Genomic DNA, 26,101 nt, shown 5'->3' with positions numbered 1-26,101 from the left:
CCCAAAGGAGCCCGTCATGAAGCTCTCCCGCACTCTCCCCGTCGCGGGTATCGCCGCCCTCGGCGCCGGTGCCGCGAATGCCGAGACCATCACCGTGGCCACGGTCAACAACAATGACATGGTCATCATGCAGAGCCTGACCGATGCATTTGAAAAGGCACATCCCGATATCACGCTGGACTGGGTCGTCCTCGAAGAGAATGTCCTGCGCCAGCGCATGACCACGGACATCGCCACCAAGGGCGGTCAGTTCGATGTCATGACCATTGGCACCTACGAGGTGCCGATCTGGGCCGAGCGCGATTGGCTGGCTCCCCTCAATGACTTGCCCGAGGAGTACCAGGTAGACGATCTGCTCACATCGGTACGGGACGGCCTGAGTCAGGACGGCACCCTGCATGCGCTGCCGTTCTACGGTGAAAGTTCGATGATGTACTACCGCCAGGATATGTTCGATCAGGCTGGGATCGAGGTTCCCGAGCAACCCACCTGGGAAGAGGTGCGTGACTGGGCCAGCCAACTCCACAATCCCGGGGAAGAGACCTACGGCATCTGTCTGCGCGGCAAGCCAGGCTGGGGCGAAAACATGGCGCTCGTGTCCACCATGGTGAACACTTTCGGGGGGCGCTGGTTCGACATGCAGTGGAACCCACAACTCGACGCCGCGGCTTGGCAAGAAGCTGTCAGCTTCTACGTCGACCTGCTCAACGAGTACGGCCCTCCGGGGGCCAGTTCCAACGGCTTCAACGAGAACTTGGCGCTGTTTTCCCGCGGCAACTGCGCCATGTGGGTCGATGCTACTTCGGCGGCGGGCAAGCTCTACGATACCGGCGAATCGCAAGTGGCCGATAAGCTAGGCTTTGCGCCGGCACCCATCGCCGAAACCCCTAAAGGCTCGCACTGGCTGTGGTCCTGGGCCTTGGCGATTCCAGCCTCTTCTGATTCCAAGGCGGCCGCCAAGGAGTTCATCACCTGGGCAACTTCCCAGGAGTACATCGAACTGGTCGGCGAACAGAAGGGCTGGACCAGCGTGCCGCCGGGAACTCGCGAGTCCACCTACGCCAACGAGAACTATCAGCAGGCGGCACCTTTCGCGGGTTTCGTGCTCGAGGCCATGCAAAGTGCTGACCCCACCGATTCGACGCTTGAGCCCAGCCCCTATGTCGGGGTGCAGTTCGTCGGCATTCCCGAGTTCCAGTCCATCGGCACCCAGGTCGGCCAGATGATTGCCGCCGCACTGACCGGTGAGCGCACCGTCGAGCAGGCCCTTCAGGCTGCCCAGCGTTCTACCAAGCGGACCATGCAGCGTGCCGGCTATCTCGACTGAGTAGCCTGCGTACCCCTGGGCCGGGGGACCCCCCGGCCCCCTGAAGTTCCCAATGTCTCGCGGGAAATCTCATGAACAAGACAAGAGTTTACGGACGTACTGTCGGTGGGCTGCGCTCCCTGTCGCTGCAGGCGCCCGCCGTCACCCTGCTGTTGCTGTGGATGCTGGTGCCATTGGGCATGACCCTGTGGTTCTCGTTCCAGCGCTACAACCTGTTGATGCCCGGCATGAGCGGTTTCGCCGGGCTGGAAAACTACGAATATCTGCTCACCGACCCGGCGCTCTGGTCGGCCATGGGCAACACCCTGCTGCTGGTCGGCTGGGTGCTGATCATCACCGTGGTCGGCGGCACCCTGCTGGCGGTGCTCTTCCAGCAGGAGTTCCTGGGGCGTGGCGTGGCCCGAGTGCTGGCCATTTCGCCGTTCTTCGTCATGCCCACCGTCAGCGCCCTGGTGTGGAAGAACATGATGATGCATCCCGCCAATGGCGTACTGGCCTGGCTGGCCAACCTGTTCGGCCTGCCGGCGGTGGACTGGTTCTCGTCACTGCCGCTGACCTCGATCATCATTATCGTCGCCTGGCAATGGCTTCCCTTCGCATTGCTGATCCTGCTCACCGCCATCCAGTCCCTGGACGACGATCAGGTGGAAGCCGCGCGCATGGATGGGGCCGGCCCGATAGCGGTGTTCTTCTTCATCACCCTGCCGCATCTCAAGCGGGCGATCAGCGTGGTGATCATGATCGAGATGATCTTCCTGTTGACCATCTTCGCCGAGATCTTCGTCACCACCTCGGGGGGGCCGGGGCTGGCCACCACCAACCTGGCCTATCTGATCTACATCCAGGCACTGCTCGACTTCGATGTCGGCACCGCCTCCGCCGGCGGGGTGATCGCCATCATCCTGGCCAATATCGTTGCCATCTTCCTGGTCCGACTCGTGGCCAAGAACCTGGAAAGCTAGTTCAGCCGGGAGCCTCTCATGACGACCCCTCGATACAAGCGTTTCTTGCTGGCGGTGCTGGCCTGGTCGATCGCCTTCGTGATCTTCTTTCCCATCCTGTGGATGGCGCTCACCGGGTTCAAGACCGAAGCCGCGGCCATCGCCGATCCCAGTCTCTTCTTCTCGCCGACCTTCGAGAGCTATGTCGCCGTCCACGCGCGCGCCGACTACCTCAAGTTCGCCCTGAACAGCGTGGTGGTGGCCTTCGGCTCGACCCTGTTTGCCTTGCTGATCGCCATCCCGTCGGCCTACTCTATGGCCTTCCTGCCAACCCCGCGTACCAAGGGCACCTTGCTGTGGATGCTCTCCACCAAGATGCTGCCGCCGGTCGGCGTGCTGATGCCGATCTACCTGCTGTTCCGCGATGCCGGGCTGCTCGACACCCGTACCGGGCTGGTCATCGTCTATACCCTGATGAACCTGCCGATCGTGGTGTGGATGCTCTACACCTTCTTCAAGGATCTGCCCCGGGACATCCTCGAGGCGGGACGCATGGACGGCGCCAGCACCTTCCAGGAGGTACGCCACCTGCTTTTGCCGTTGACGCTGCCGGGAATCGCTTCCACCGGTCTGCTGGCAGTCATCCTCAGCTGGAACGAGGCCTTCTGGAGCCTCAATCTGACCTCGTCGGATGCGGCACCGCTGACCGCCTATATCGCCTCCTTCTCGAGCCCCGAAGGCCTCTTCTGGGCCAAGCTCTCCGCGGCCTCGACCATGGCCATCGCCCCCATCCTGGTGTTCGGCTGGTTGACCCAGAAACAGATGGTGCGTGGCCTGACCTTCGGTGCAGTGAAATAGAGGTTTCGAGAATACCGAACACCGATGTTCGGCTGGCGCTTTCGCATACACCCAGAAACAGATGGTGCGTGGCCTGACCTTCGGTGCAGTGAAATAGAGGTTTCGAGAATACCGAACACCGGTGTTCGGCTGGCGCTTTCGCATACACCCGGAAACAGATGGTGCGTGGCCTGACCTTCGGCGCCATCAAATAACAGGTAATTTCATCATGGCAACACTACAACTCAAGCAGGTCGTCAAGGAGTTCGGCGACACCCGGGTCATCCAGGGGGTGGATCTTGACATCGAAGATCGTGAATTCGTGGTCTTCGTCGGCCCCTCGGGATGCGGCAAGTCGACCCTTCTGCGCATGATTGCCGGGCTCGAAAGTGTCTCGTCCGGCGACATTCTCATCAATGACCAGCGCATGAATGATGTCGGGCCGGCAGAGCGCGGACTGGCCATGGTGTTCCAGAGCTATGCGCTCTATCCGCACATGACCGTCGAGGACAACATGGGGTTCAGCCTGCGTCTGGCCGGTGTGCCCAAGGCCGAGCGTAGCGCCAAGGTGCGCGAGGCCGCCAGCATCCTGCAGCTCGAACCGCTGCTTGATCGCAAGCCCAAGGCACTCTCCGGGGGGCAGCGTCAGCGCGTGGCGATCGGCCGCGCCATCGTGCGCAACCCCAGCATCTTCCTCTTCGACGAGCCGCTCTCCAACCTCGATGCCTCCTTGCGCGTACAGATGCGTATCGAACTGGCGCGACTGCACGACGAACTCGATGCCACCATGATCTACGTCACCCACGACCAGATCGAGGCCATGACCATGGCCGACAAGATCGTCGTGCTGCAGGGCGGCGTGATCGAGCAGGTGGGATCGCCCATGACGCTCTACCATCATCCGCGCAACCGCTTCGTGGCGGGCTTCATCGGCTCGCCCAAGATGAACTTCCTCGACGTCGAAGTGGCCGAGGCAGGCGCCAGGGGGGTCAGCGTCACTCTGCCCGGGGGCGCCACCTACGAAGTGCCGGTAGAGGGGAGTGGCCAGACCCGAGGAACGTCCCTGGAGCTGGGCATTCGTCCCGAGCATCTCGAGCTGGATGAGCAGGGCCCCATGGAGGGCGAGATCCAGGTACTGGAACGCTTGGGCGGGCAGACCTCGCTGTACGTCCGGATGGGCGAGGTGCCGATGACGCTCATGGTCGATGGCGATGTCACCCATCGGGTGCACGATCGAGTGCGTTTCGGGTTTGCGCCCGAGCGGGCACATCTTTTCGATCGCCAGGGCGTGGCTTTGGCGAGTCTCCGCGAACATCCGCTGGCCAGCCTCAACCGGCGTGACAACAAGGCGCGTGCCGATGACGAGTGAGCCAAGCGCCATGCCAAGAGAGCTCCTGATCTTCGACTGTGACGGGGTGCTGGTCGACAGCGAGACCCTTGCCGAAGGGGTATTGCGCGAGTGCCTCGCTGCCTGGCTGCCTGATCTGCATGCCGAGACCGAGTTGCGCCAGGCGCTGGGCATGACCACCCGCGCGATTCTCGAAAAGCTGGTTCGACGCAGCGCACATGACTTGCCTCACGATGCCCTGGCACGCATCGAGCAGGCCATCGAGGCACGACTGGCCACCGACCTGCGGGCCATCGATGGGATTGCCGAGGCCATCCGTGCCATCGATCTGCCACTGGCCATCGTCTCCAACAGTGGCCGGCATCGCGTGGAGAGTTCACTGACCTACACGGGCCTCTCCGCGGCACTGGGCGATGTCCCGCTGTTCACCGCCGAACAGGTCGAGCGCCCCAAGCCCCATCCGGACGTCTATCAACTGGCGGCCCGCAGCCTGGGGTGTGCCCCTCGTGACTGCCTGGTCGTCGAGGATAGCGTCTCGGGGGTCACGGCAGCCCATGCCGCGGAGATGATGGTGATCGGCTTCATCGGGGCAAGCCATATCGAGCCGGGCCATGACCGGCGTCTCATGCAGGCTGGCGCCTGGCAGGTGCTGCCCGAGATGCGCCACCTGGCATCGCTGGTGGCGCGTTGGCGTAGGGCGCGTAACCCTGTCGCAGGCGTCTGATGCGTCATGAAGGATCGACACGCGGCAAAGGGCTTCGCGCCGCCATGACCGACACAAGACAGGAAACCGACATGAAATTGAACGGGAAGGTTGCGGTGGTGACCGGCGGTGCACGGGGCATCGGCCTAGCCGTCTGCGAGCGTTACCTGGCCGAAGGTGCCAAGGTAGTGGTCGCGGATATCGATGAACAGGCTATCGTCGAGGCCGTTGCTCGACTCAAGTACGCGGCTGGAAGCCAAGGCGACGAGCGAGTGATGGGCGTGCGACTCGACGTCTGCAAGCGAGTCTCGATCGAGCGCATGGTGGACGACGTCGTCCAAGGCTTCGGGGGCATCGATATCCTGGTCAACAACGCTGCCGTCTTCGACATGGCACCCGTGCTGGAGGTGACCGAAGAGAGCTACGACAGGCAGTTCGACGTCAACGTCAAGGGCCTGTTCTTCACCCTGCAGGCCGTCGCCCGGGCGATGGTCGAGCGCGGCCAGGGGGGCAGGATCATCAACATGGCGTCCCAGGCCGGAAGGCGCGGCGAAGCCCTGGTGAGCATGTACTGCGCCAGCAAGGCGGCAGTGATCAGTCTCACCCAGTCCTGCGGCCTGGACCTGATCAAGCATGGCATCAACGTCAACGGCATCGCCCCGGGCGTGGTCGATACGCCGATGTGGGAGGAGGTCGATGCACTGTTCGCACGTTACGAAGGTCGACCGCTGGGCGAGAAGAAGCACCTGGTCGGCGAGGCCGTGCCCTACGGGCGCATGGGCCGTCCCGAGGATCATGCCGGTGCCGCCGTTTTCCTGGCCAGCGACGACAGCGATTATGTGGTGGCTCAGACACTCAACGTCGATGGTGGCAACTGGATGAGCTGACAGATGAATCCGAATATCCACGACATGGCGGCGCATCTTCTCGATGTGGCCGCCGGGAGCGAACGTTTCATCGTGGCCCTGGCGGGGCCGCCCGCCGCCGGCAAGTCATTTCTCTCGGAGTGGCTGTGCCGCGAGATCAACGAGCGGCAGTCGGGCATCGCCGCGGTGGTGCCCATGGACGGCTATCACTTCGACAATGCGGTGCTCGATCCCCAGGGTCTGGTACCCATCAAGGGTGCGCCGGAGACCTTCGATGTCGATGGCCTGCATCAGGATCTGGTGCGTATCCGGCGTGCGGACAAGAGTGTCGCCGTGCCGGTATTCGATCGCCCTCTCGACCTGGCCCGTGCCGGCGGACGGTTGATCACGCTCGAGCATCGCATCGTGATCGTCGAGGGCAACTACCTGTTGCTGGATCAAGCGCCCTGGATGGCGCTGCAAGAACTCTTCGACATGACGCTGTTGCTCGAGGTGCCCGACGACGTGCTCGAAGCACGCCTCATCCAGCGCTGGCTCGGCATGGGCCAGGACCATCAGGGGGCCATCGAGCGGGCCCGCCACAAGGACATGCTCAATGCGCGCCTGATCAAGACGGCATCCAGGCCCCCCGACATCGTCTGGCGCTGAAGCCCTCTGACCCCCAATTGACCGATCACCCTTCGTCGCTTTCGGCAGGAGCACCCCCATGACGCGCCTCAATGACGCCAATCTGCACACCCTGAATCTTGATATCGCCTCTCCCGACTATGACCGCCAAAAGGTAACCACGGGCATCGTCCATATCGGCGTCGGCGGTTTCCATCGCGCGCATCAGGCCATGTATCTGGACGAGTTGATGAACCGTGGCCAGGCGCTGGACTGGGGCATCGTCGGTGTCGGCGTGATGCCTGGCGATCGGCGCATGCAGGAGATACTCGCCGCCCAGGATCATCTGTATACCCTGGTGGTCAAGCATCCCGATGGTCACTACGATGCCCGGGTGATCGGGTCGATGATCGATTATCTGTTCGCCCCGGACGCGCCGGAGGCGGTGATCGAGAAAATGGCCGACCCGGCCATTCGCATCGTCTCGCTGACGGTCACCGAGGGGGGCTACAATTTCCATCCGGTCAGCGGCGAATTCGATATCGCCAATGCCGATGTCCAGCACGATCTGTCGCATCCCGCCGCCGCGAAGACGAGCTTCGGCCTGGTCATCGAGGCACTCGCGCGGCGGCGTGAACGCGGCGTCGCGCCTTTCACGGTGATGTCCTGCGACAACATCCAGGGCAATGGCGATATTGCCCGCAAGATGTTCACCGCCTTCGCCCACCAGCGTGACAAGGAACTGGGTGCCTGGGTCGAGGCCAAGGTGCCGTTTCCCAACTCGATGGTCGACCGCATCACCCCGGTGACGACGCCTGCCGATATCGAGGAAGTCTCCCAGCGCTTCGGTATCGAGGACGCCTGGCCGGTGGTCTGCGAACCCTTCACCCAGTGGGTGCTGGAGGATCGCTTCATCGTCGGGCGGCCCGCCTTCGAGATGGTTGGCGTGCAGGTGGTCGATGACGTCGAGCCTTTTGAGCTGATGAAACTCCGGCTGCTCAATGCCAGTCATCAGGCGCTGGCCTACTTTGGCTATCTGGCGGGTTATCGCCATGCGCATGAGGTGTGTCAGGATCCGCTGTTCGTCGATTTCCTGCTCGCCTACATGACGCTGGAGGCCACGCCGACCCTGGCGCCGGTGCCGGGAATGGACCTGGATGCCTATCGCCACACCCTGATCGAGCGCTTCGCCAACCCCGAGATCCGGGACACCCTGGCCCGGCTGTGCGCCGAGAGCTCGGATCGCATTCCCAAGTGGCTGCTGCCGGTCATCCGTGAACAGCTGGCGCAAGGTGGCGAAATACGCCATGCCGCCGCCGTGGTGGCGAGCTGGGCGCGCTACGCCGAGGGCATCGACGAACAGGGGAAGCCCATCGAGGTGGTGGATCGCCTCAAGGAGAGCTTGATGACGATTGCCGCCGACAACCGCACGCGGCCCACGGCATTCATCGACAATCGCGAGCTGTTCGGCGATCTGGGGGAAAACCCGCACTTTCGCGAGGCCTATCTCGAAGCCCTGGACAGCCTGCATCGCCACGGTGCCCGGGCGACCCTTGAAGCCCTGGCGACGTCTGGATGAAAAGAAGAGGGGGGCGTAAGCATGTATGTCGGCGTGGATTGCGGTACCCAGAGCACCAAGGTGATGGTGGTGGATGTCGAAAGCGAACGAATCCTCGGTGAAGCGAGCCGGCCGCATCTTCTGGTAGAGGTGGACAATGGCCGCCGCGAGCAGCCTCCCGCCGACTGGCTGAGCGCCTTTCGCGGGGCTTTCCAGGAGGCCGTGGCGAAGGCCGGCATCGATGCCCGAGGAGTTCGCGCTATCGGTGTTTCCGGTCAGCAGCACGGCATGGTGGCCCTCGACGCCCAGGGTGAACCGGTGCATCCGGCCAAGCTGTGGTGCGATACCGAGACCGCGGCGCAGAACGCCGCCCTGGTCGAACGCCTCGGCGGCGAGGCGGGCTGTCTGGAGAAGCTGGGCCTGGTGCTGCAGACCGGTTACACCGCCTCGAAAATCGCCTGGCTGCGTGAAACGCATCCGGAGGTCTATGGGCGCATCGACGCCCTGCTGTTGCCCCACGACTACCTGAACTTCTGGCTGACCGGCGAACGGGTCGCCGAGGCTGGCGATGCTTCCGGTACCGGCTACTTCGATACCCGCACGCGGCGTTGGCGCGAGGATGTCTTCGCCGAAATCGCTCCGGAGCTGGACCCCGAGCGGGTATTGCCGCGGCTGATCGAATCCCGTGAACCCGCCGGAACGGTGCGTGCCGACCTGGCCAGGGAGTTGGGGCTAGGTGATGGCGTCCTGGTCGCCAGCGGCGGCGGCGACAACATGCTCGGGGCCATCGGTACCGGCAATATCTTCCCGGGCATGGTGACCGTGAGCCTGGGTACCTCGGGCACGGTATGCGCCTATGCCGACACGCCGGTGATCGCCGACAATGCCATGGTCGCTAACTTCTGCGCTAGCCACGGTGGTTGGCTACCCCTGATCTGCACCATGAACGTCACCTCCGCGACTACCCGGGTGCGCGAACTGTTCGGGCTCGATCTGCAGACCTTCGGCAAGCGCATTGCCAGCGCCCCGATCGGCGCCGAAGGGGTGAACGTCTTGCCGTTCTTCAATGGCGAACGGGTGCCGGCGCTGCCCCAGGCCACGGGTACTTTCCTGGGGCTGACCAGCCTCAATGCCACCCAGGCCAACCTCTGCCGGGCGGTGGTCGAAAGCGCCACTTTCGGTCTGCGCTATGGCCTGGAACTGTTGGGAGAGCTGGCCGAGAGCACGAGCCAGATCCGCCTGATCGGCGGCGGGGCGAAAAGCCCGCTGTGGCGACAGATGGTCGCCGATATCACCGCGACCCCGGTGATCTGTCCGCAGATCACCGATGCCGCGGCGCTGGGGGCCGCCATCCAGGCGGCCTGGTGTGATCGCCAGGCGAACGATTCCCTCGACGCTCTCTGCGCGCGCCTGGTACATCTCGACGAGTATTCGCTTGCCGAGCCGGTGCCGGCAAGCGTCGAGGCCTATGACGGTGTCTATGCGCGTTACCGACGGGCGCTGGCCAAGCACCACGGCGTGCCCCTCTGAGGCGCTTGTATCACTCCCGCAAGGCCTCGAGATCGGCACGGGTCGGTAGCGCCACATAGGCCCCGGGGCGGGTCACCGCATGGGCGCCGCAGCGGCAGGCAATATCCAGCGCCCGGCGCAGGCGCGGTTCGTCACGATACCAGTCGCCGCCGATGCCGTCCTCGGCAAGCATCGCCAGCAGGCCACCGATGAAGGCGTCGCCGCCCGCCGTGGTGTCCACGGCCTTTACTCTGGGTGGCGTCACACGAAACGCCAGGTCGACGCCGCGTGCCTCCACGTCGCCGGCCCCATCGGTGATCACGATCAGGCGCACTCCGGCGGCCAGGCGCTCGGCCAGCCAGGCATCTGCCGGGTGATCGCCGCGCAGGTAGTCGAGCTCCTCTCGGGAGAGCTTGACCAGGTGAGCGTGATCCAGCAGTTGCGTCACCCGGGCGATCTCGGCATGGCCGTCGTGCCACAGGTTGTGCCGCAGGTTGGCATCGACGCTGACCAGGCAGTCGGCGCGGCGGGCCATCTCGGCCAGGCGCATCGTGGTCTGGGTGATGGGGTCTTCGGTCAGGCTGTTGCTGCACAGGTGCAGGATGGCCGGCCTGTCGAAGACCCGGGCGGGCAGGTCCTCGATGCGATAGAGCAGATCCGCCGCCGGCGGTCGGTAGAAGTCGAAGGTGCGTTCGCCGTCTGCATCCCGGGAGACGAAGGCCAGGGCCGTGCGGGAATCCCTCGTCCTCACCACGCCCGAAGTGTCGACGCCATGGGCGGCGAGTTCCCGGGCCAGGAAATCGCCGAAGTGATCCGCGCCGAGCATGCCCAGGAAGCGGCTGGGCACCCCCAGGCGAGCGCAGGCCACCGCCACGTTGGCCGGCGCGCCGCCGGCATAGGGGGTGAAGGTCTCAGGGCCTGTCCCGGCGTCGTCGCCGAGGCGGCTGGAGAGCATGTCGACGAGGGCCTCGCCGAAGGCGATTACCGGGGTCATGAAGGCTTCTCCTCTTTGGCGGAGGGATCGTTGGGAGGCGGGCTGGGAGTCGACGACGCCTGGTGATCCTTGAAATGCGCTCGCACCAGTGCCAGCAGGCCCTGGGTGGAGGCGTCGAAGTCCTGGGTGCGCTCGTCGATGCGTTCGCTGATCTCGCCGGCGATGCGCTTGCCCAGCTGCACGCCCCACTGATCGAAGGAGTTGATGTTCCAGATTACCCCCTGCACGAATACCTTGTGTTCGTAGAGCGCGATCAACGCGCCCAGGTTGCGGGGCGTCAATTCATCGAGCAGCAGGGTACTGGAGGGGCGATTGCCGGGGCAGCTGTAGGGATCGAGCCGGCCATGCTGCCGGTCTTGACCCTGGCTGCCCTCCATGAAGGCGTTGGCCTGGGCGAGCATGTTGGTCAGCAGCGCGAAGTGATGATCCTCGACCCCGGGCTCGGGCTTCAGCGAGGCGATGAAGTCGATGGGCACGTAGCGCGTACCCTGGTGCAGCAGCTGGAAGAAGGCGTGCTGGCCGTTGGAGCCGGTCTGACCCCAGACGATGGGGCCGGTCTTGTAGTCGACCGGCTGGCCGAAGATATTCACCGACTTGCCGTTGGACTCCATGTCGAGCTGCTGCAGGAACGCGGGCAGCTGATGCAGCGCCTGGTCGTAGGGCACGATGGCCTGGGTCTCGGCCCCCTGGAAGTTGATGTACCAGATGCCGATCAGCGCCAGCAGCACCGGCATGTTGCGCGCGTTGGGCGCTTCGATGAAGTGGCGATCCATGGCGTAGGCGCCTTCGAGCAGTTCCATGAAGCCCGCGAAGCCGATCGACAGCGCTATCGGCAGGCCGATGGAGGACCACATTGAGTAGCGACCACCGACCCAGGCCCAGAACTCGAAGACATTCTCCTCGCGGATGCCGAAGGCCATGGCCGCCTCACGGTTGGTCGAGGCGGCGATGAAGTGGGCGCCCACGTCGGCATCGTCGCCGGCGTTGTCGAGGAACCAGCGTCGCGCGGTCTTGGCGTTGAGCAGTGTCTCCTGAGTGGAGAAGGTCTTGGTCGAGACGATGAACAGTGTCGTGGCCGGGTCGAGGCGTTGCAGCACCTTCTGGATATGGGCGCCGTCGACATTGGAGACGAAATGGAAGTTGAGACCCGAATGGCGGTACTTGAGCAGTGCCCGGCAGGCCATGTTGGGGCCCAGGTCCGATCCGCCGATGCCGATGTTGACCACGTCCTTGATACGCTCGCCGCTGTAGCCCAGCCATTCGCCGCTGCGCACGGCTTCCGAGAAGCGCCTGATCTGCTCCCGGGTCTGGTGGATTTCCGGCATCACGTCCTTGCCATCGACGTAGAGCGGCTCGTCGCCCTGATTGCGCAGGGCGGTATGCAGCACCGGGCGATTCTCGGTGACGTTGATGATGTCACCAGAGAACATCTGGGCGCGGCGCTGCACCAGCGCCGAGTGATCGGCCAGCTCCAGCAGCTTGGCCAGCACCGCATCGGAGATCAGATGCTTGGAGTAATCGAGAAACAGCCCGTCGACTCGCAGGCTCATCTTGTCGAAGCGCTGCGGGTCCTGGGCAAAGTAGTCGCGGATACGGTCATGGGCGGTGTCGTCGCGGAGTCGCTCAAGGGCCTGCCAGGTGACGCTGCGAGTCAGTTGGAACATGGCACCCTCCTGTTGTTGTCGGTATGAGCCTGTCGGGAATGGCTTGCGCCATGTAGTAAACTTACTACAGTTCGGGCATGTCGCCCAGCGGCATCGAGGCTTCTGATACCCCCGGGGCTCGGCTACAATGGAAAGGCAATTTCCGGGAGTACATCATGGACCGTAAGCTATCCCGCAGCGACAACCTCATTCATCAGTTCGACACCATCCTGCGCACGCTGGTGCCTCACGCCGCGCAGCCATCGCGCCCATCGCCGGCGAGAGATCTGCAGGATATCGAGATGACCGAGCGCGAGCGCCGTCATGCCGAGAGCCTGATGCGCGTCAATCACACCGGGGAGGTGTGTGCCCAGGCACTTTACCAGGGGCAGGGGCTCACCGCCCGGCTGGCCGACACGCGTGCGCAGATGGAGCAGGCCGCCCAGGAAGAGGTCGACCACCTGGCCTGGTGCGATGCGCGCCTCGTCGAGCTGCACGGCCGCACCAGCTATCTCAACCCGCTGTTCTATGCTTCATCCTTCGGCCTGGGGGCGCTGGCCGGGGCGATCGGCGACAACGTCAGCCTGGGATTCGTCGCGGCCACGGAGGAACAGGTGGGCAGGCATCTCGACCGACACCTGGGCGAGTTGCCGGCCGGGGACCGGCGTTCTCGGGCGATCCTCGAGCAGATGCGCGAGGACGAGGCGCATCATGAGCACTGGGCGCTGGAAGCCGGCGGCAGCCGCTTCCCCGCACCGGTCAAGCTCGGCATGCGCCTGGTGTCGAAGGTCATGACGTCCAGCGTCTCGCGCCTATAGATCCAGCACCTCGGCATCAGGTCAAGACGCCCGCGACATCACTGCCGCGTGCACTCGACTAGCCCTCGACGATCTCATAGGAATGTGACACCTCGACGCCGCCTCGCACGAGCATGATCGAGGCGCTGCAGTACTTCTCCGCCGAAAGCGCCACGGCACGCTTGACCTGGCTCTCCTTGAGCCCCTTGCCGGTGACGGTGAAGTGCACGTGGATCCTGGTGAACACGCTGGGCACGCTGTCGGCGCGCTCGGCCTCGAGGCTGGCGGTGCAGTCGCTCACCGGGGCCCGGGACTTCTCGAGGATTTCGAGCACGTCGAAGGCGGTGCAGGCACCCATGCCCATCAGCAGCATCTCCATGGGGCGTGGTCCGGTGTTGCGGCCGCCATGGTCCGGGGGGCCGTCGATCACCACGCTATGGCCACTCCCGGATTCGGCGACGAACTGACGACCCTCGGTCCATCTGACGCTGGCTTTCATGAACTCTCTTCCCCCTGTGGGCGTTTGCGTGAGAGGCAGCATAGCACTTGTGTGTCTGCCGTCGTTAAGCGGTCGTCCTGGCGGTCATTTCTGCCCCAGCCAGGCGTCCAGTTCCCGCAGCCGCTCCGGTGTGCCCACGTCGACCCAGGGGCCGCGATGGTGGCAGCCGCCGACCCGCCCCTCGCGCATGGCCTTGCGCAACAGGGGGGCCAGCTTGAAGGCACCCGCGGGCTCGCCGGCCACCAGGGCCGGAGCGAGCAGGCTGATGCCGGCGAAGGTCAGCCGGGGTTGCCCCTCGGCGTGCACGCGACCGGTGGCATCGAGATGGAAGTCCCCCTCGGGGTGGTGATCGGGGTTGTCGATCAGCACCAGGCGTGCCAGATCGTCCTGCAAGGGTGCCAGCCAGGCCGGATCGAGGTCGCACCAGACATCGCCGTTGACCAGCAGGAAGGGGGCGTCGCCGAGCAGCGGCAGCGCCCTGAGGATGCCGCCACCGGTTTCCAGGGGCGTTTCCTCCCGGCTCCAATGCAGGCGCACGCCGTGATGTCGCCCGTCACCCAGGGCCTCGATGATCTGGTCGGCCCGGTAGCTGACATTGATGACGATATCCTCGATCCCGATGGCGGCCAGACGTTCGAGGTGATGCACGATCAGCGGCTTGCCCCCGGCCTCGAGCAGGGGCTTGGGGGTGTGGTCGGTCAGCGGTCGCATGCGCGTGCCGAGCCCGGCGGCGAGAATCATCGCCTTCATGCTCCCTCTCCTGAAATGCCGCGCCGGGCCAGCTCGCGTTCCAGGGCCGGGGCGAAGGCGGTGTCGAGCCAGCCGAGAAACTCGTCGAATTCTTCCCAGGGCGCGAGGCTGTCGCGCAGGTGGTTCAAGAAGTGCGGCAGGCGTGCCAGATAGCCCGCCTTGTCGTCACGCAGGGTCAGGCGGCAGAAGATGCCCAGTACCTTGAGGGCGCGCTGGGCGGCCATGGTGTCGGCCATGTGCAGGAACTCATCGCTGTCGACGTTCGCCTTCAGGCGCCCGTCGGCGATGGCCTGGCGGCGGAAGGCTTCCAGCCAGGCGGCATAACGCTCACGGGGGAATCGGCAATAACGCCCGCGCAGCAGGGAGATCGGGTCGTAGGTGATGGGCCCATGCACGGCGTCCTGGAAGTCGATCAGCCAGAGTCGATCGTCGTGCAGCATCAGGTTCATGGCATCGAAATCGCGATGCACCGCTGCCATGGGCTGGCCCAGGGCCAGGTCGATCAGCCGCTGGTGAAGATCCTGCCAGCAGGCCGGCGGCGCGATGCTCAGCAGCCGCTCCAGGCACCACTCGGGAAACAGGTCCAGTTCCCGGGCGAGCAGGCTGGAGTCGTAGACCGGCAAGGTGTCGCGAGGCGCCCGATTCTGCAGCGTTTCGATCAGGCCCAGCGCCCGCTCGTGCCAGGCCAGGCTGGCGGCGCCTTGGCACTCCCCCAGCGAGAGGTGCAGCGGCGTGTCGCCCAGGTCCTCGAGTTCGATGAAACCCGCAGCGAGATGGGTGGCGTACACGGCGGGCACCGGCAGGCCGGCGTTGCGCCAAGCTTCGGCGATGGCCACGAAGGGCTGGCTGTTCTCCTTTTCCGGTGGTGCATCCATGAGGATGCGGGTCCGGCTGTCGTCCAGCCACAAGCGGGAATAACGCCGAAAGCTGGCATCGCCGGCGGCCAGTTCCAGGCGCGCGTCCCGGCGCAGATGGTGCCGTGTGCTCGCCCAGTCGCGCAGGGCATCCAGGCGGGAGGTGTCTCCGGCGTTGGGCATACGGGCTCCTTGGTTGACGAGGGTGGGTGGCCACCGCATGCTGAAAGCGTCTCAGCCTTTCCAGCACAGTCTCTTGTTCTGCCGCCAGGCCATCGAGAAGAGGACGTGCGGCTTGGGGACTGTATAATACCGATTCCAACCGCCAAGGACACCGAGGACCCATGGGCAAGCGATTGTTGTGGACTGCCCTCGCCGGACTGGTCACTAACAGCACCCAGGCGGCGCCCCCGCCGTCGCTGCCGGCGGATCAGCTCGACTGGCAGGCCTGGGGCGAGGACGCTCCCCCAGGCGCCGTTTGTCGAGGCCGTTACGTGATGCCGGAATACGAGCTTGCCCCCGGCACGACGCCCGAGGAGGTGCTGTCGTCATCGGACAGTGCCGAGTATGGCGAACAGGGCGAGACGCTGCTGCGGGGCGAAGTCGTGCTGCGTCGAGGCAGCCGCCAGTTGCAGTCTCCCCGGGTCCGGGTCAACGCTGCCCGGGATCGGGTGTTCGCCGAAGGGCCGCTGACCCTGCGCGACCAGGGGCTGCTGGTCCGGGGCGGCTCGGCGGAGCTGGCCCTGGACAGCGATGCCGCCGAGATCGACAGTGCCCATTACGTGGTGCACGAGTCGCGCCTGCGCGGCGATGCCCGGCGTCTGGCGCGTCTGGAGGATGGCCGCTATCGCCTGAGCGAGGCCAGCTTCACCACCTGTGAACCCGATAGCCGGCTGTGGCGATTGATCGGCAACGACATCCTGCTCGATCGCGAGGAGGGGGTCGGCACCGCGACCAATGCGCGCCTGGAGGTCGGTCGCGTGCCGGTGTTCTATTGGCCCTGGGTGCGCTTTCCCCTCGATGATCGTCGCCAATCCGGCTTCTTGTGGCCGACCCTGGCCTTTTCCGGGGATTCCTTCGATTACGCGCAGCCCTACTACTTCAACCTGGCGCCCAATTACGACGCTACCCTGACGCCACGCTGGCTCAGCAATCACGGGCTGTTGCTCGGTGGCGAGTTCCGCTACCTGTTTCCCGAGGACGAGGGGCGCATCGAAGGGGCGTTCCTCTCCAGCGACCAGGGGGGGGACAACGACAACCCCAACGATCCCGAGGATGTCTTCGAAGGCGAGGATCGCTGGTACGTGGATTACGCCCACCGCGGCCGCTTCAGCCCGCGGCTGCGCTACAACCTGCGTTACGGTGCTGCCAGCGACGGGCGCTATTTCGAGGATTTCGGCCGCGATTTCGGTGAGACCGAAACCGAATACCTCTCCCGCCTGGGCCAGCTCAGCTACAGCGGCACCACCTGGTTTCTCGAGGCCAAGGCCCAGGGCTACCAGCGCCTCGAGTTTCCCCTGGCGGACAACGACAAGCCGTTCTACCGTCTGCCGAGCCTGACCGCCAACGCCAGCTGGTCCCAGGACAACGGCTTCTATCAGCAGTGGCGCTCCAACGCCACCTACTTCTGGCGGGACGTCGACGAGACCCGGGTACCGATCGCGGAGTCGGCGACGGGCTCCCGGGTTCACCTGGCCCCGGCCACCGGCTGGCGCGGCGACACCCGCTGGGGCTTTCTCGAGCCACGCTTCGAGCTGCTGCATACCGCCTACGACCTGGATTACGGCCAGCGCGACACCGAGCGCGACACCAGCCTGACCCGCACCGTGCCGGTCGGCTCGCTGGACAGTGGCCTGATCTTCGAGCGCGAGCTGAACGCCTTCGCGTCCGACTGGCGCCAGACCCTGGAGCCGCGGCTCTACTACGCCTACGTGCCCGAGCGCGACCAGAGCGAGTTCCCGGATTTCGACACCGACGAGCGGGCCTTCTCCTACGGTCAGCTCTGGTCGCCCTATCGCTTCACCGGCGCCGATCGCATCGGCGACGTCAACAAGGTCTCCTACGGGGTGGCGACACGCTTTCTCGAGGACGACAGTGGGCGCCAGCGCTTCTCCCTGGGGGTGGGGCAGAGCACCTACTTCGACGATCGCACCATCGGCATGGAAGGCGATACGCAGATCCCCGATCGGGAAGACAACTTCCAGGGCTGGTACAACGCCACCCGGGACCAGTCGCCGGTGGTCACCCAGCTCGACTGGCAGATCACCGACCGCTGGAGCACGCGCTACGAATGGTTCTACGATGTGGATCGCGAGCTCACCGAGCGCACGGCCAGTTACCTGCGCTATCGCGACCCGGCCGGCCACGTGCTCAACCTGGGCTATCGCTGGCAGCTAGAGGGCTTCGACCCCTCCGGCGACGAGGAGGATCAGCTGGGCTACGATCGAGAAGAATACGATGTCTCCTTCGCCTATCGCGCCAGCGCGAGCCTGGACCTGATCGGTCGCTTCACCTACGACAACACCAACGACCGCGCCCTGGAGCAGTTGGCGGGTGTCCAGTGGAACGACTGCTGTTACGGTGTGCAGATCGCCTGGCGCGAGTGGGTCGAGGACAACGACACCGCCAACACCATCGACGACGACTACACCGATCGCGGGATCTTCCTGCGCTTCGTGTTCAAGGGCCTGGGAGGCGTCGGGCAGGGAACCGACAGCTTCTTCGAAGAGTCCATTCCCGGTTACCGACCGACCCAATTCTAGAGAGCGAGTGAGGTTTTGCATGCGCAAACGTCTGTTTGCATCCTTGAGTCTGATTCTGACGCTGGCATTGAGTGCCGGCAGCCAGGCGCTGGCGGCCGAGCCGCTGGATCGTATCGTGGCGGTGGTCAATGACGATGCCATCATGGCCAGCGAACTGGAGGATCGCGTGATTCAGGCACGCAGCCAGCTGGCGCGCCGCAACATCGCCGTGCCCGACGAAGCCGCCCTGCGCAGCCAGGTGCTGGACCGCATGATCGTCGAGCAGATCCAGCTGCAGATGGCCGAGCAGGCCAACATGTCCGTGGACGACACCGAGCTGAACCGGGCGGTCCGTTCCATTGCCCAGAACAACGGCATGACCCTGGATCGATTCGCCGATGCCCTGGAGGCCGATGGTCTCTCCCTCGCGGTGGTCCGGGAGCAGATCCGTCGCGAGATGCTGATGCGCGACCTGCAGCAGCGCCGGGTCGCCAGCCGCATCAACGTCTCCGATCGCGAGGTGCAGCGTTACCTCGACCAGCAGGGCGGCAACGACAACGCGCGCTATCGCCTCGGCCACATCCTGGTGGCACTGCCTCAGTCGCCGAGCCCGGATCAGGTGCAGGCGGCGCAACGGGAGGCCCGGGCACTCTATGAGCAGTTGCAGGACGGTGCCGATTTTGCCGATCTGGCGGCGGCCCGCTCCGATGGCTCCAACGCGCTGGAAGGCGGTGATCTGGGCTGGCGCGACGCCGGGGAGATCCCGCCCGCGTTCGCCGATGCGATTCCACAACTGAATGTCGGTCAGGTCAGCGAGCCGATCCGCAGCCCCAGCGGCTTTCATCTGATCAAGCTGCAGGAGCGCGAAGGGGACGCCCGGAAGGCGATGGTCGAGGAACAGCGGGTGCGCCACATTCTCATCGAGACCAACCCCAATCGTGATGCCGAGCGCGCGGAGGCCCTGGCCGAACAGGCGCGGCAACGCCTCGCTTCCGGGGAGGATTTCGGCCGCGTCGCCCAGGAAGTCAGCGACGATCGGGGCAGCGCCCTGAACGGTGGCGAGCTGGGTTGGGTGCGTCCCGGCCAGATGGTGCCCGCCTTCGAGGAGGCGATGACCTCGCTGCCGGTGGGTCAGGTCTCCCAGCCCGTACGTTCGCGCTTCGGCTATCACCTGATCGAGGTGCTCGACCGCCGCCGGCAGGACGTCACCGGCGAAGCCAAGCGCGAGCAGATTCGTCAGACGCTGTTCCAGCGCAAGGTCAACGACGAACTGGAAACCTGGATGCAGCAGATCCGCACCGAGGCCTACATCGACAACCGTCTGAACCAGGACGCCGGATGAGCACACCGGTCCTGGCCGTGACCACCGGCGAGCCGGCGGGCATCGGGCCTGAACTGGTGCTGATGCTGGCCGCCGCGCCAGCGCCGCTGCCCGGGCGGGTCGTGGCGGTGGGAGACCCGGATCTGCTGGCAGAACGCGCCGGCCGGCTGGATCTCGATGTCGAGCTTCGCGTGCTCGATGACGATCAGGAGGTCCCGGCGCCATGCCCCGGCGTACTGCCGGTATGGCCGGTGGCGCTCCGGGTGCCGGCCGAGCCGGGCCGGCTCGATCCCGGCAACGCGGATTACGTGCTCGAGGTGCTGGACCGGGCGATTGCCGCCTGCCGCGAGGGCCGGGCCCAGGCCATGGTCACTGCGCCGCTGCACAAGGGGGTGATCATCGAGGGCGGGCATCCCCGTTTCACCGGCCATACCGAATACCTGCGCGATGCCTGCGGGATCGAGGAGGTGGTGATGATGCTCGCCACCCGGGCCACCGGGAGGGAGCTGCGGGTGGCGCTGGCGACCACGCACCTGCCGCTGCGCGAGGTGCCGTCAGCCATCACGATCGACGGCTTGTGCCGGGTGCTGCGCATCCTCGATCATGATCTCAAGCGGCATTTTGGCGTCCGGCAACCGCGCATCGCCGTCTGCGGCCTGAACCCCCATGCCGGCGAAGGCGGGCACCTCGGGCGCGAGGAGATCGACGTTCTCGTTCCGGCCTTGACTCGGCTGCGGGAGGAAGGACTGCTCCTCGACGGCCCCCTGCCTGCGGACACGCTTTTCACCCCCCGCCATCTCGAGGGCGCCGATGCGGTGCTGGCCATGTATCATGACCAGGGATTGCCGGTGCTCAAGTATGCCGGCTTCGGGCGTGCCGCCAACATCACCCTGGGGTTGCCGATCATTCGTACCTCGGTGGATCACGGTACCGCTCTGGACCTGGCCGGCAGTGGCCGGGCCGATACCGGCAGCCTGCGCGTAGCCCTCGAAATGGCGCTCGAAATGGCCAATGCTTCCCGTCTTTCATGAACCGCACGCTGACATAGCAAGGACTCTCTTTTTCCATGGCATCACGCCCACCGCTACCCCGGGCCCGCAAACGCTTCGGCCAGAATTTCCTGCGCGATCCGGGCATCATTTCACGCATCGTGGGGGCCATCTCGCCGCGCCCCGAGCAACGCTTGATCGAGATCGGCCCCGGCCAGGGCGCCTTGACCGAGCCACTGCTCGAAGCCACGGGCAAGCTCGAGGTGATCGAGCTCGACCGCGACCTGATCCCCGGCCTGCGGGTGCAGTTCTTCGACTACCCCGGCTTCGTGATTCACGAGGGCGATGCGCTGAAGTTCGACTTCGCCGCGCTCAAGGGCGAGGGGCCGGCGTTGCGGGTCGTGGGCAATCTGCCCTACAACATCTCGACACCGCTGATCTTTCACCTGCTCGGTGCTCGGGGGGCAGTGGCCGACATGCATTTCATGCTGCAAAAGGAAGTGGTCGAACGACTGGCCGCCTCGCCCGGCAGCAGCGACTGGGGCCGGCTGTCGATCATGGCGCAGTACCATTGCCGGGTGGATTCGCTGTTTATCGTTCCTCCGGAAGCCTTCACGCCACGGCCCAAGGTCGATTCCGCCATCGTGCGGCTGGTGCCGCATGCCACCTTGCCCTATCCGGCCGTCGACGAGGTGCTGTTCGCGGATGTCGTGCGCCGTGCCTTCTCTCAGCGTCGCAAGACCCTGCGCAACAACCTCAAGGGGCTGGTCGAACCGGCCAGCCTCGAGGCGCTGGAGATCGATCCGGGGCGGCGCCCCCAGACACTGACGGTGGCCGAACTGGTCGATATCGCCAACCACCTGGCGAGGGAGAGCACATGACCCAACGTGCCCAGGACATACGCGTCGATGTGGAGCCAGCCTACCGGGCCGACGAGTCTTCGGAGACGGAGCAGCGTTTCGTGTTCAGCTACACCATCACCGTACACAACCATTCCGCGCACTCGGTACAGCTGCTGGCCCGCTACTGGAAGATCACCCAGGGCAGCGGCAAGGTGCAGGAGGTGCGTGGCAAGGGGGTGGTCGGCAAACAGCCGATGATTGGACCGGGTCAGACCTTTCGCTACACGAGCCGTGCCGTGCTCGACTGCCCGGTAGGGGTCATGGAAGGCGCCTATACTTGCGTGGATACCGCCGCCCAGCGGCCGTTCGAAGTGGCCATCGCGCCGTTTCGCCTGGCGGGCCCCAACCAGGTGCACTGAACTCCATCCACTTCATTCACTACATGTTCCAAGAGACGCTCATGACGACTTATGCCATCGGTGACCTTCAGGGCTGCCACCGCGAATTCGTTGCTCTGCTCGAGCGTTTGAGCTTCGACCCGCGTCGGGACCGTCTCTGGCTGGCCGGCGATCTGGTTAACCGCGGGCCCGATTCCCTGGGCTGCCTGCGCGAGGTGCGCTCCCTGGGCGAGGCAGCGCGAGTGATTCTAGGCAATCACGACCTGCACTTGCTGGCGGTTGCCCGCGGTGGCGCGACGCCCAAGCGTTCGGATACCCTCGAGGATATTCTCGCCGCCCCGGATCGCGAGACATTGCTCGACTGGCTGCAGGCCCAGCCGCTTTGGGTCGACGACGGCAGTGGCAGCGACCGGCGGACGCTGATGACCCACGCGGGACTGTTGCCTCAGTGGACGCTGGATAAGGCCCGGGCCCTGGCCGAGGAAGTGGAGAGCGTGCTGCGTGGCAGCGCCAGCGGCGCCTTCCTGGAGCGCATGTACGGTAACGGACCGGCGCGCTGGGAGGAGGATCTCGACGGTGTCGATCGCCTGCGGGTGATCGTCAATACGTTTACCCGCATGCGCTTCATCGCCGCCGACGGCCGCCTGGACTTCGATGCCAAGGAGGGGCTCGATGCGGCCCCGCCGGGGTATAGCCCCTGGTTCACCTATCCCCGGGACGATGATCCGCGCATCATCTTCGGCCACTGGGCCGCCTTGCAGGGGCATACCCCCGGCACCGCCGTGCGTGCCGAAGCCCTGGATACCGGTTGTGTCTGGGGCGGCACCCTGACGGCGCTGAATCTGGAAACCGGCGAGCGGGTCAGCGAACCCAGTCGGCAAGCCTAAACCCATTGTGCGGAAGGTATTCATGAGCCAATCCTTCGAACACCTCGCCTTTGAGCATCTCGACCAGGCCACCCTCAAGGCGTGGCTGGACGACGCTCGGCCACTGACCCTGGTGGATATCCGCGATCCCCTGAGCTACGCCCAGGGCCACATACCGGGGAGCCGGCATCTCGACAACGCCACGGTGGGCGATCTGCTCGCGGATACCGACCGGAAGCGCCCGCTGGTGGTGGTCTGCTACCATGGCCACTCCAGCCAGCAGGCGGCGAGCTGGCTGGCCGGGCAGGGTTTCGAGTGTGTCTACAGCCTGGATGGCGGCTTCGTCGACTGGCAGGTTCGTCACCCGACGCGAGTCGCGCGGTGAAAACGGCGGATCCGGCCATCCAAGGCCTCGAGGTCTACCGGGTCGGTGGGGCGGTGCGCGATGCACGCCTCGGCTGGCCGGTGGTCGACCAGGACTGGGTAGTGGTCGGTGCCACTCCCGAGGCGATGCGCAGGCGGGGCTTCAAGCCGGTGGGACGCGACTTCCCGGTGTTCCTGCACCCGGTCACCCAGGAGGAGTACGCCCTGGCGCGCACCGAGCGCAAGCAGGGCCACGGCTATACCGGCTTCGTGGTACAGGCCAGCCCCGAGGTGACACTGGAAGAGGACCTGGCCCGCCGCGACCTGACCATCAATGCCATGGCCGAGACCCTCGAGGGCGAACTGATCGATCCGTTCCACGGCCGCGAGGATCTCGAGGCACGGCGGCTGCGCCATGTCTCGCCGGCCTTCGTCGAGGACCCGCTGCGGGTGCTGCGCACCGCTCGCTTCCTGGCGCGCTACCAAGGGCTGGGGTTCGCCATCGCCGACGCGACCCGGGAACTGATGCGTCGGCTTGCCGCCGATGGCGAGATCGCGCACCTGGTCGCCGAGCGGGTCTGGCAGGAGACCGAGAAAGCCCTCGGAGAACCCTATTCCCAAGCCTACTTCGAAACGCTGCACGACTGCGGAGCGCTCGAGGCCTTGATGCCCGAGCTTGCCGTGGACAGTGTCGAGTTGCATGCGGCCCTGGCACGCATGGCGCGCCTGCCCGAAGACAACGGCCACCTGGCCCGCTGGCGCTGGGCGCGGCTCTGCGAACATCTCGACGACGCTTCCCGTCAGACGCTGGAGGAACGCCTGCGCCTGCCCAACGCCTGGCGTGACCTGGCGCGGCAGGTGAGGCTGACCCGGGAGTTCTGCGACGAGGCCGACGGACGCACGCCGAATGCCGAGCGGGTCTTGCGCTGGCTGAACGCCATCGATGCCTGGCGGCGCGGTGAGCGGGTCGCGCCGCTGCTCTCGCTGATCAGTCTGGAAGACGAAGGGCTGGCCACCGATCTCGCCCTGGCCTGGCGGCTGGCATCCCAGGTATCCCCCCGGGAGCTGGTCGACGAGGGGTTCAAGGGCGGCGAGCTCGGCAGGGAGCTGGCGCGGCGCCGGCAAGCCGAGATCGCGGCGGCCCTGGGCGCCGAGTGACAGACCCGCTACGCTTTCATTCACGACGGGGTGATACAGGAGTCGCCATGCAGTCCTCCCGGAAATTTCTCGAGCGTCTGGGTCTCCGCCACCCCATCATTCAAGCGCCGATGGCGGGTGTTGCCACGCCTCAACTGGCGGCGGCGGTCTCCAGTGCCGGTGGCCTCGGTTCTCTGGGGATAGGTGCCAGCACGACCGCCCAGGCCCGCCAGATGATCGATCAGACCCGCGCCCTGACCGCACAACCCTTCAATGTGAACCTGTTCTGCCATGCACCCGCACGACGTGACGCCGAGGGCGAAGCCGGCTGGCTTCAGTATCTGGCACCGTTGTTCGACGAGACTGGGTCGCCCCCTCCCGACACCCTCGATGAAATCTACACGACGTTCATCGACGACACCGAAACGTTCGAGATGCTGCTCGAGCTGCAACCCGCTGTCGTCAGCTTTCATTTCGGCCTGCCCTCGTTCGAGCGCATCGCCTCGCTGCGCGACGCGGGCATCCATACGATGGCGACGGCAACCTGCCCCCGGGAGGCAAGGCTGATCGAGCAGGTGGGAATCGACGCCATCGTGGCCCAAGGCATCGAAGCCGGGGGCCATAGAGGCATCTTCGACCCCGATGCAACCGACGAAGGCCTGAGCACGATGGTGCTCGTGCGGTTGCTGTCGCGTCATACGACACTGCCGATCATCGCGGCAGGCGGCATCATGGACGGCCAGGCCATGAAGTCTGCACTGGCACTCGGTGCGACGGCCGTTCAGCTTGGCACGGCGTTCGTGCTATGCCCGGAGTCCTCGGCGGATGATGCCTACCGCGAGCGTCTGAAAAGCGAGCGGGCGGCACAGACCCGGTTGACCAAGGTGCTATCCGGTCGGCCCGCCCGGGGCATGGTCAATCGCCTCATTGCCTTCGGCGAGGCAGAAGGTAGCCCGCCTCCCGCCGACTATCCGCTCGCCTACGATGCTACCAAGCGTCTCAACGCGGCCGCCTCCAAACTCGGAAACCATGAATTTGCCGCCCAGTGGGCGGGCCAGGGGGCGCCACTGGCGCGGGAGCTGCCGGCGGCGGAGCTGGTTGCGTTGCTTCTGGAAGAGAGCGGCATGGTCGAGCGCAGTAATTCGTAGACTCTCTCAGAGAATGTTTACAAAAGTGACGAGCGACGATCAGGCAAGGCGAAATCAGTCGAAAAAGCGGAGTTTACGCTGTGTAAATGAGTATTTTGAGACTGATTTCAACGCGGCATGGTCGAGCGCAGTAATTTGTATACATTCTCTCAGTCTGCCTTGGAAATGACCTGACCCCGCCAGGTGAAATCCACCGGCCACAGGCGCTGCTGGCCCGGATCGAAGCCTGCCCAAAGCTCGGCATAGCGTTGCCCGGTGATCGGGTGGCGGGCATCCGGCAGCAGTTCCGCCAGGGGCCTGAGCACGAAGGCGAAGCGAAGGATATCGTCGTGGGGAAGCGACACGCCCTCGAACGTGCCCCGGCGGTCGCCCACGCCGAGCAGGTCGATATCCAGGGTCACTGGGCCGCGGTCGATTCGACCGTTGGCCCGCTCCGTGCGCTTGCACCAGGCCTTCAACTCACCGACCGAAGCCCGGCTGTCGAAGGCCACCACCAGGTTGTAGACGTTTTTGTTCCCTGGAGCGCCCACCGGCTCGCTTTCGAACACCCGGGAAATGCGTAATTCTCCGAACTCGGCCGCCAGCGCATCCAGGCAGGCGCGGACATGACGCTCGCACTCGACATGACTGCCGATGCCGACCACCACCTGGGTCATCGGGACTCTCCGCGCTGGCCCCGCTCGATGCGCACCCCGACGGTGGCGGCTTCGGCCACGGCGCCAGGCTTGCGCAGGGTCAGGCGCAGCCAGGGGATGGCGAATTCGTGACGCAGCAAGGCGGCGAGGCGCTCGGCGAAGGTTTCCACCAGCTCGAAGTGGCTGTCCTCGGCGAACTCGCGGATACGCGTGCTGATGGCGGCGTAGTCCAGGGTCCTGGTAAGGTCGTCGCTTGCTGCGGCGGGACGGATGTCGGTGGCCATTTCCAGGTCCACTACCAGGCGCTGACGAATGCTGCGCTCCCAGTCATAGGCGCCTATCACGGTCTCGACGCGCAATCCCTCGATCAGTACACGATCCACATTGCGCTCCTCGGGTAATGAACAAAGCTTCGATTGTAAGGCAGCG

Annotated in this window: 26 protein-coding genes; 19 read left to right on the top strand and 7 right to left on the bottom strand. The window is 65.2% G+C overall.

The genetic code is table 11. From position 1 onward, the window contains the following. The first annotated feature begins 16 nt into the window (after positions 1 to 16). The 9 genes from BUA41_RS03105 to xylB all read left to right on the top strand — a co-directional run bounded on the left by BUA41_RS03105 (position 17) and on the right by xylB (position 9,716). Positions 17 to 1,327 (top strand): ABC transporter substrate-binding protein, encoded by a 1,311-nt coding sequence (locus BUA41_RS03105; protein ID WP_072819671.1) that lies wholly within the window; start codon positions 17 to 19, stop codon positions 1,325 to 1,327. Between the two features lie 71 nt (positions 1,328 to 1,398). After that, a complete protein-coding gene (locus BUA41_RS03100) occupies positions 1,399 to 2,289 on the top strand; it encodes a carbohydrate ABC transporter permease (protein WP_072819669.1) in 891 nt (296 codons plus the stop codon). Between the two features lie 18 nt (positions 2,290 to 2,307). Next, entirely contained in the window at positions 2,308 to 3,126 is an 819-nt protein-coding gene (locus tag BUA41_RS03095; RefSeq protein WP_072819667.1) for a carbohydrate ABC transporter permease, read from the top strand. A gap of 208 nt (positions 3,127 to 3,334) precedes the next feature. Continuing rightward, on the top strand, positions 3,335 to 4,474 hold the full coding sequence (locus tag BUA41_RS03090; protein ID WP_072819666.1) for an ABC transporter ATP-binding protein: 1,140 nt from the start codon (positions 3,335 to 3,337) through the stop codon (positions 4,472 to 4,474). Positions 4,475 to 4,484: 10 nt separating this feature from the next. Beyond that, on the top strand, positions 4,485 to 5,177 hold the full coding sequence (locus BUA41_RS03085; protein WP_072819665.1) for an HAD family hydrolase: 693 nt from the start codon (positions 4,485 to 4,487) through the stop codon (positions 5,175 to 5,177). 71 nt (positions 5,178 to 5,248) lie between these two features. Beyond that, positions 5,249 to 6,043 (top strand): L-iditol 2-dehydrogenase, encoded by a 795-nt coding sequence (locus BUA41_RS03080; RefSeq protein ID WP_072819664.1) that lies wholly within the window; start codon positions 5,249 to 5,251, stop codon positions 6,041 to 6,043. A gap of 3 nt (positions 6,044 to 6,046) precedes the next feature. Continuing rightward, entirely contained in the window at positions 6,047 to 6,670 is a 624-nt protein-coding gene (locus tag BUA41_RS03075; protein ID WP_072819663.1) for a nucleoside triphosphate hydrolase, read from the top strand. Positions 6,671 to 6,728: 58 nt separating this feature from the next. Continuing rightward, positions 6,729 to 8,207: a mannitol dehydrogenase family protein gene (locus BUA41_RS03070; protein ID WP_072819662.1), complete on the top strand. Its 1,479-nt coding sequence runs from the start codon at positions 6,729 to 6,731 to the stop codon at positions 8,205 to 8,207. Positions 8,208 to 8,228: 21 nt separating this feature from the next. After that, a complete protein-coding gene (gene xylB / locus BUA41_RS03065) occupies positions 8,229 to 9,716 on the top strand; it encodes a xylulokinase (protein WP_072819661.1) in 1,488 nt (495 codons plus the stop codon). A 10-nt stretch (positions 9,717 to 9,726) separates the two neighbouring features. Here the strand turns inward: xylB and BUA41_RS03060 are convergent, their stop codons facing one another. After that, positions 9,727 to 10,689 carry a carbohydrate kinase family protein gene (locus BUA41_RS03060; protein ID WP_072819660.1) on the bottom strand — a complete coding sequence of 321 codons (963 nt, stop codon included), beginning with the start codon at positions 10,687 to 10,689 and terminating at the stop codon, positions 9,727 to 9,729. Continuing rightward, complete coding sequence (gene pgi, locus BUA41_RS03055) at positions 10,686 to 12,353, bottom strand: glucose-6-phosphate isomerase (protein WP_072819659.1); 1,668 nt, start codon at positions 12,351 to 12,353, stop codon at positions 10,686 to 10,688. The genes BUA41_RS03060 and pgi overlap by 4 nt, the downstream gene beginning before the upstream one ends. Positions 12,354 to 12,508: 155 nt before the next feature. On the opposite strand from pgi, the gene coq7 reads away from it, so the two are divergent. Then, entirely contained in the window at positions 12,509 to 13,150 is a 642-nt protein-coding gene (coq7, locus tag BUA41_RS03050; protein ID WP_072819657.1) for a 2-polyprenyl-3-methyl-6-methoxy-1,4-benzoquinone monooxygenase, read from the top strand. A gap of 58 nt (positions 13,151 to 13,208) precedes the next feature. On the opposite strand, the gene BUA41_RS03045 is transcribed toward coq7, so the two are convergent. The 3 genes from BUA41_RS03045 to BUA41_RS03035 all read right to left on the bottom strand — a co-directional run bounded on the left by BUA41_RS03045 (position 13,209) and on the right by BUA41_RS03035 (position 15,415). After that, complete coding sequence (locus BUA41_RS03045) at positions 13,209 to 13,628, bottom strand: OsmC family protein (protein ID WP_072819655.1); 420 nt, start codon at positions 13,626 to 13,628, stop codon at positions 13,209 to 13,211. Between the two features lie 84 nt (positions 13,629 to 13,712). Then, positions 13,713 to 14,378, bottom strand: coding sequence for an N-acetylmuramate alpha-1-phosphate uridylyltransferase MurU (murU, locus tag BUA41_RS03040; protein ID WP_072819653.1), 666 nt, complete (start codon positions 14,376 to 14,378; stop codon positions 13,713 to 13,715). After that, complete coding sequence (locus BUA41_RS03035; RefSeq protein ID WP_072819651.1) at positions 14,375 to 15,415, bottom strand: aminoglycoside phosphotransferase family protein; 1,041 nt, start codon at positions 15,413 to 15,415, stop codon at positions 14,375 to 14,377. Before BUA41_RS03035 ends, murU begins: the two co-directional genes overlap by 4 nt. A gap of 161 nt (positions 15,416 to 15,576) precedes the next feature. Here BUA41_RS03035 and BUA41_RS03030 point away from each other — a divergent pair, with 161 nt between their 5' ends. The 9 genes from BUA41_RS03030 to BUA41_RS02990 are packed head-to-tail and all read left to right on the top strand — an operon-like array spanning position 15,577 to position 25,037. Beyond that, complete coding sequence (locus BUA41_RS03030) at positions 15,577 to 17,994, top strand: LPS-assembly protein LptD (protein ID WP_072819648.1); 2,418 nt, start codon at positions 15,577 to 15,579, stop codon at positions 17,992 to 17,994. 19 nt (positions 17,995 to 18,013) lie between these two features. After that, positions 18,014 to 19,315, top strand: coding sequence for a peptidylprolyl isomerase (locus BUA41_RS03025; RefSeq protein WP_072819646.1), 1,302 nt, complete (start codon positions 18,014 to 18,016; stop codon positions 19,313 to 19,315). Beyond that, complete coding sequence (gene pdxA / locus BUA41_RS03020) at positions 19,312 to 20,325, top strand: 4-hydroxythreonine-4-phosphate dehydrogenase PdxA (RefSeq protein WP_072819644.1); 1,014 nt, start codon at positions 19,312 to 19,314, stop codon at positions 20,323 to 20,325. The genes BUA41_RS03025 and pdxA overlap by 4 nt, the downstream gene beginning before the upstream one ends. 35 nt (positions 20,326 to 20,360) lie before the next feature. Further along, the gene (rsmA, locus tag BUA41_RS03015; protein WP_072819641.1) at positions 20,361 to 21,164 is read left to right on the top strand and encodes a 16S rRNA (adenine(1518)-N(6)/adenine(1519)-N(6))-dimethyltransferase RsmA; all 804 of its coding nucleotides are present in this window, start codon (positions 20,361 to 20,363) and stop codon (positions 21,162 to 21,164) included. After that, on the top strand, positions 21,161 to 21,544 hold the full coding sequence (gene apaG, locus BUA41_RS03010; protein WP_072819639.1) for a Co2+/Mg2+ efflux facilitator ApaG/CorD: 384 nt from the start codon (positions 21,161 to 21,163) through the stop codon (positions 21,542 to 21,544). The genes rsmA and apaG overlap by 4 nt, the downstream gene beginning before the upstream one ends. 41 nt (positions 21,545 to 21,585) lie before the next feature. Beyond that, positions 21,586 to 22,410 carry a symmetrical bis(5'-nucleosyl)-tetraphosphatase gene (locus BUA41_RS03005; RefSeq protein ID WP_072819637.1) on the top strand — a complete coding sequence of 275 codons (825 nt, stop codon included), beginning with the start codon at positions 21,586 to 21,588 and terminating at the stop codon, positions 22,408 to 22,410. Between the two features lie 22 nt (positions 22,411 to 22,432). Then, positions 22,433 to 22,774, top strand: coding sequence for a thiosulfate sulfurtransferase GlpE (glpE, locus tag BUA41_RS03000; protein ID WP_072819635.1), 342 nt, complete (start codon positions 22,433 to 22,435; stop codon positions 22,772 to 22,774). Further along, positions 22,771 to 23,910, top strand: a complete 1,140-nt coding sequence (locus BUA41_RS02995; protein ID WP_072819633.1) for a tRNA nucleotidyltransferase/poly(A) polymerase-related protein — start codon at positions 22,771 to 22,773, stop codon at positions 23,908 to 23,910. Before glpE ends, BUA41_RS02995 begins: the two co-directional genes overlap by 4 nt. 47 nt (positions 23,911 to 23,957) lie before the next feature. Then, positions 23,958 to 25,037 (top strand): NAD(P)H-dependent flavin oxidoreductase, encoded by a 1,080-nt coding sequence (locus tag BUA41_RS02990; RefSeq protein WP_072819630.1) that lies wholly within the window; start codon positions 23,958 to 23,960, stop codon positions 25,035 to 25,037. A gap of 149 nt (positions 25,038 to 25,186) precedes the next feature. On the opposite strand, the gene folK is transcribed toward BUA41_RS02990, so the two are convergent. After that, positions 25,187 to 25,693 carry a 2-amino-4-hydroxy-6-hydroxymethyldihydropteridine diphosphokinase gene (gene folK, locus BUA41_RS02985; protein ID WP_072819627.1) on the bottom strand — a complete coding sequence of 169 codons (507 nt, stop codon included), beginning with the start codon at positions 25,691 to 25,693 and terminating at the stop codon, positions 25,187 to 25,189. Then, the gene (gene folB / locus BUA41_RS02980) at positions 25,690 to 26,055 is read right to left on the bottom strand and encodes a dihydroneopterin aldolase (protein WP_072819624.1); all 366 of its coding nucleotides are present in this window, start codon (positions 26,053 to 26,055) and stop codon (positions 25,690 to 25,692) included. The genes folK and folB overlap by 4 nt, the downstream gene beginning before the upstream one ends. Positions 26,056 to 26,101 lie beyond the last annotated feature (46 nt).

This window comes from Modicisalibacter ilicicola DSM 19980, from assembly GCF_900128925.1.
Lineage (GTDB): Bacteria > Pseudomonadota > Gammaproteobacteria > Pseudomonadales > Halomonadaceae > Modicisalibacter > Modicisalibacter ilicicola.
This window is presented reverse-complemented; position numbering and strand designations above follow the sequence as displayed.

What these genes read in the sequence shown, in the direction of transcription:
- BUA41_RS03105 (WP_072819671.1), top strand. Translation starts at nt 17, where the DNA reads ATGAAGCTCTCCCGCACTCTCCCCGTCGCGGGTATCGCCGCCCTCGGC.
- BUA41_RS03100 (WP_072819669.1), top strand. Translation starts at nt 1,399, where the DNA reads ATGAACAAGACAAGAGTTTACGGACGTACTGTCGGTGGGCTGCGCTCC.
- BUA41_RS03095 (WP_072819667.1), top strand. Translation starts at nt 2,308, where the DNA reads ATGACGACCCCTCGATACAAGCGTTTCTTGCTGGCGGTGCTGGCCTGG.
- BUA41_RS03090 (WP_072819666.1), top strand. Translation starts at nt 3,335, where the DNA reads ATGGCAACACTACAACTCAAGCAGGTCGTCAAGGAGTTCGGCGACACC.
- BUA41_RS03085 (WP_072819665.1), top strand. Translation starts at nt 4,485, where the DNA reads ATGCCAAGAGAGCTCCTGATCTTCGACTGTGACGGGGTGCTGGTCGAC.
- BUA41_RS03080 (WP_072819664.1), top strand. Translation starts at nt 5,249, where the DNA reads ATGAAATTGAACGGGAAGGTTGCGGTGGTGACCGGCGGTGCACGGGGC.
- BUA41_RS03075 (WP_072819663.1), top strand. Translation starts at nt 6,047, where the DNA reads ATGAATCCGAATATCCACGACATGGCGGCGCATCTTCTCGATGTGGCC.
- BUA41_RS03070 (WP_072819662.1), top strand. Translation starts at nt 6,729, where the DNA reads ATGACGCGCCTCAATGACGCCAATCTGCACACCCTGAATCTTGATATC.
- xylB (WP_072819661.1), top strand. Translation starts at nt 8,229, where the DNA reads ATGTATGTCGGCGTGGATTGCGGTACCCAGAGCACCAAGGTGATGGTG.
- BUA41_RS03060 (WP_072819660.1), bottom strand. Translation starts at nt 10,689, where the DNA reads ATGACCCCGGTAATCGCCTTCGGCGAGGCCCTCGTCGACATGCTCTCC.
- pgi (WP_072819659.1), bottom strand. Translation starts at nt 12,353, where the DNA reads ATGTTCCAACTGACTCGCAGCGTCACCTGGCAGGCCCTTGAGCGACTC.
- coq7 (WP_072819657.1), top strand. Translation starts at nt 12,509, where the DNA reads ATGGACCGTAAGCTATCCCGCAGCGACAACCTCATTCATCAGTTCGAC.
- BUA41_RS03045 (WP_072819655.1), bottom strand. Translation starts at nt 13,628, where the DNA reads ATGAAAGCCAGCGTCAGATGGACCGAGGGTCGTCAGTTCGTCGCCGAA.
- murU (WP_072819653.1), bottom strand. Translation starts at nt 14,378, where the DNA reads ATGAAGGCGATGATTCTCGCCGCCGGGCTCGGCACGCGCATGCGACCG.
- BUA41_RS03035 (WP_072819651.1), bottom strand. Translation starts at nt 15,415, where the DNA reads ATGCCCAACGCCGGAGACACCTCCCGCCTGGATGCCCTGCGCGACTGG.
- BUA41_RS03030 (WP_072819648.1), top strand. Translation starts at nt 15,577, where the DNA reads ATGGGCAAGCGATTGTTGTGGACTGCCCTCGCCGGACTGGTCACTAAC.
- BUA41_RS03025 (WP_072819646.1), top strand. Translation starts at nt 18,014, where the DNA reads ATGCGCAAACGTCTGTTTGCATCCTTGAGTCTGATTCTGACGCTGGCA.
- pdxA (WP_072819644.1), top strand. Translation starts at nt 19,312, where the DNA reads ATGAGCACACCGGTCCTGGCCGTGACCACCGGCGAGCCGGCGGGCATC.
- rsmA (WP_072819641.1), top strand. Translation starts at nt 20,361, where the DNA reads ATGGCATCACGCCCACCGCTACCCCGGGCCCGCAAACGCTTCGGCCAG.
- apaG (WP_072819639.1), top strand. Translation starts at nt 21,161, where the DNA reads ATGACCCAACGTGCCCAGGACATACGCGTCGATGTGGAGCCAGCCTAC.
- BUA41_RS03005 (WP_072819637.1), top strand. Translation starts at nt 21,586, where the DNA reads ATGACGACTTATGCCATCGGTGACCTTCAGGGCTGCCACCGCGAATTC.
- glpE (WP_072819635.1), top strand. Translation starts at nt 22,433, where the DNA reads ATGAGCCAATCCTTCGAACACCTCGCCTTTGAGCATCTCGACCAGGCC.
- BUA41_RS02990 (WP_072819630.1), top strand. Translation starts at nt 23,958, where the DNA reads ATGCAGTCCTCCCGGAAATTTCTCGAGCGTCTGGGTCTCCGCCACCCC.
- folK (WP_072819627.1), bottom strand. Translation starts at nt 25,693, where the DNA reads ATGACCCAGGTGGTGGTCGGCATCGGCAGTCATGTCGAGTGCGAGCGT.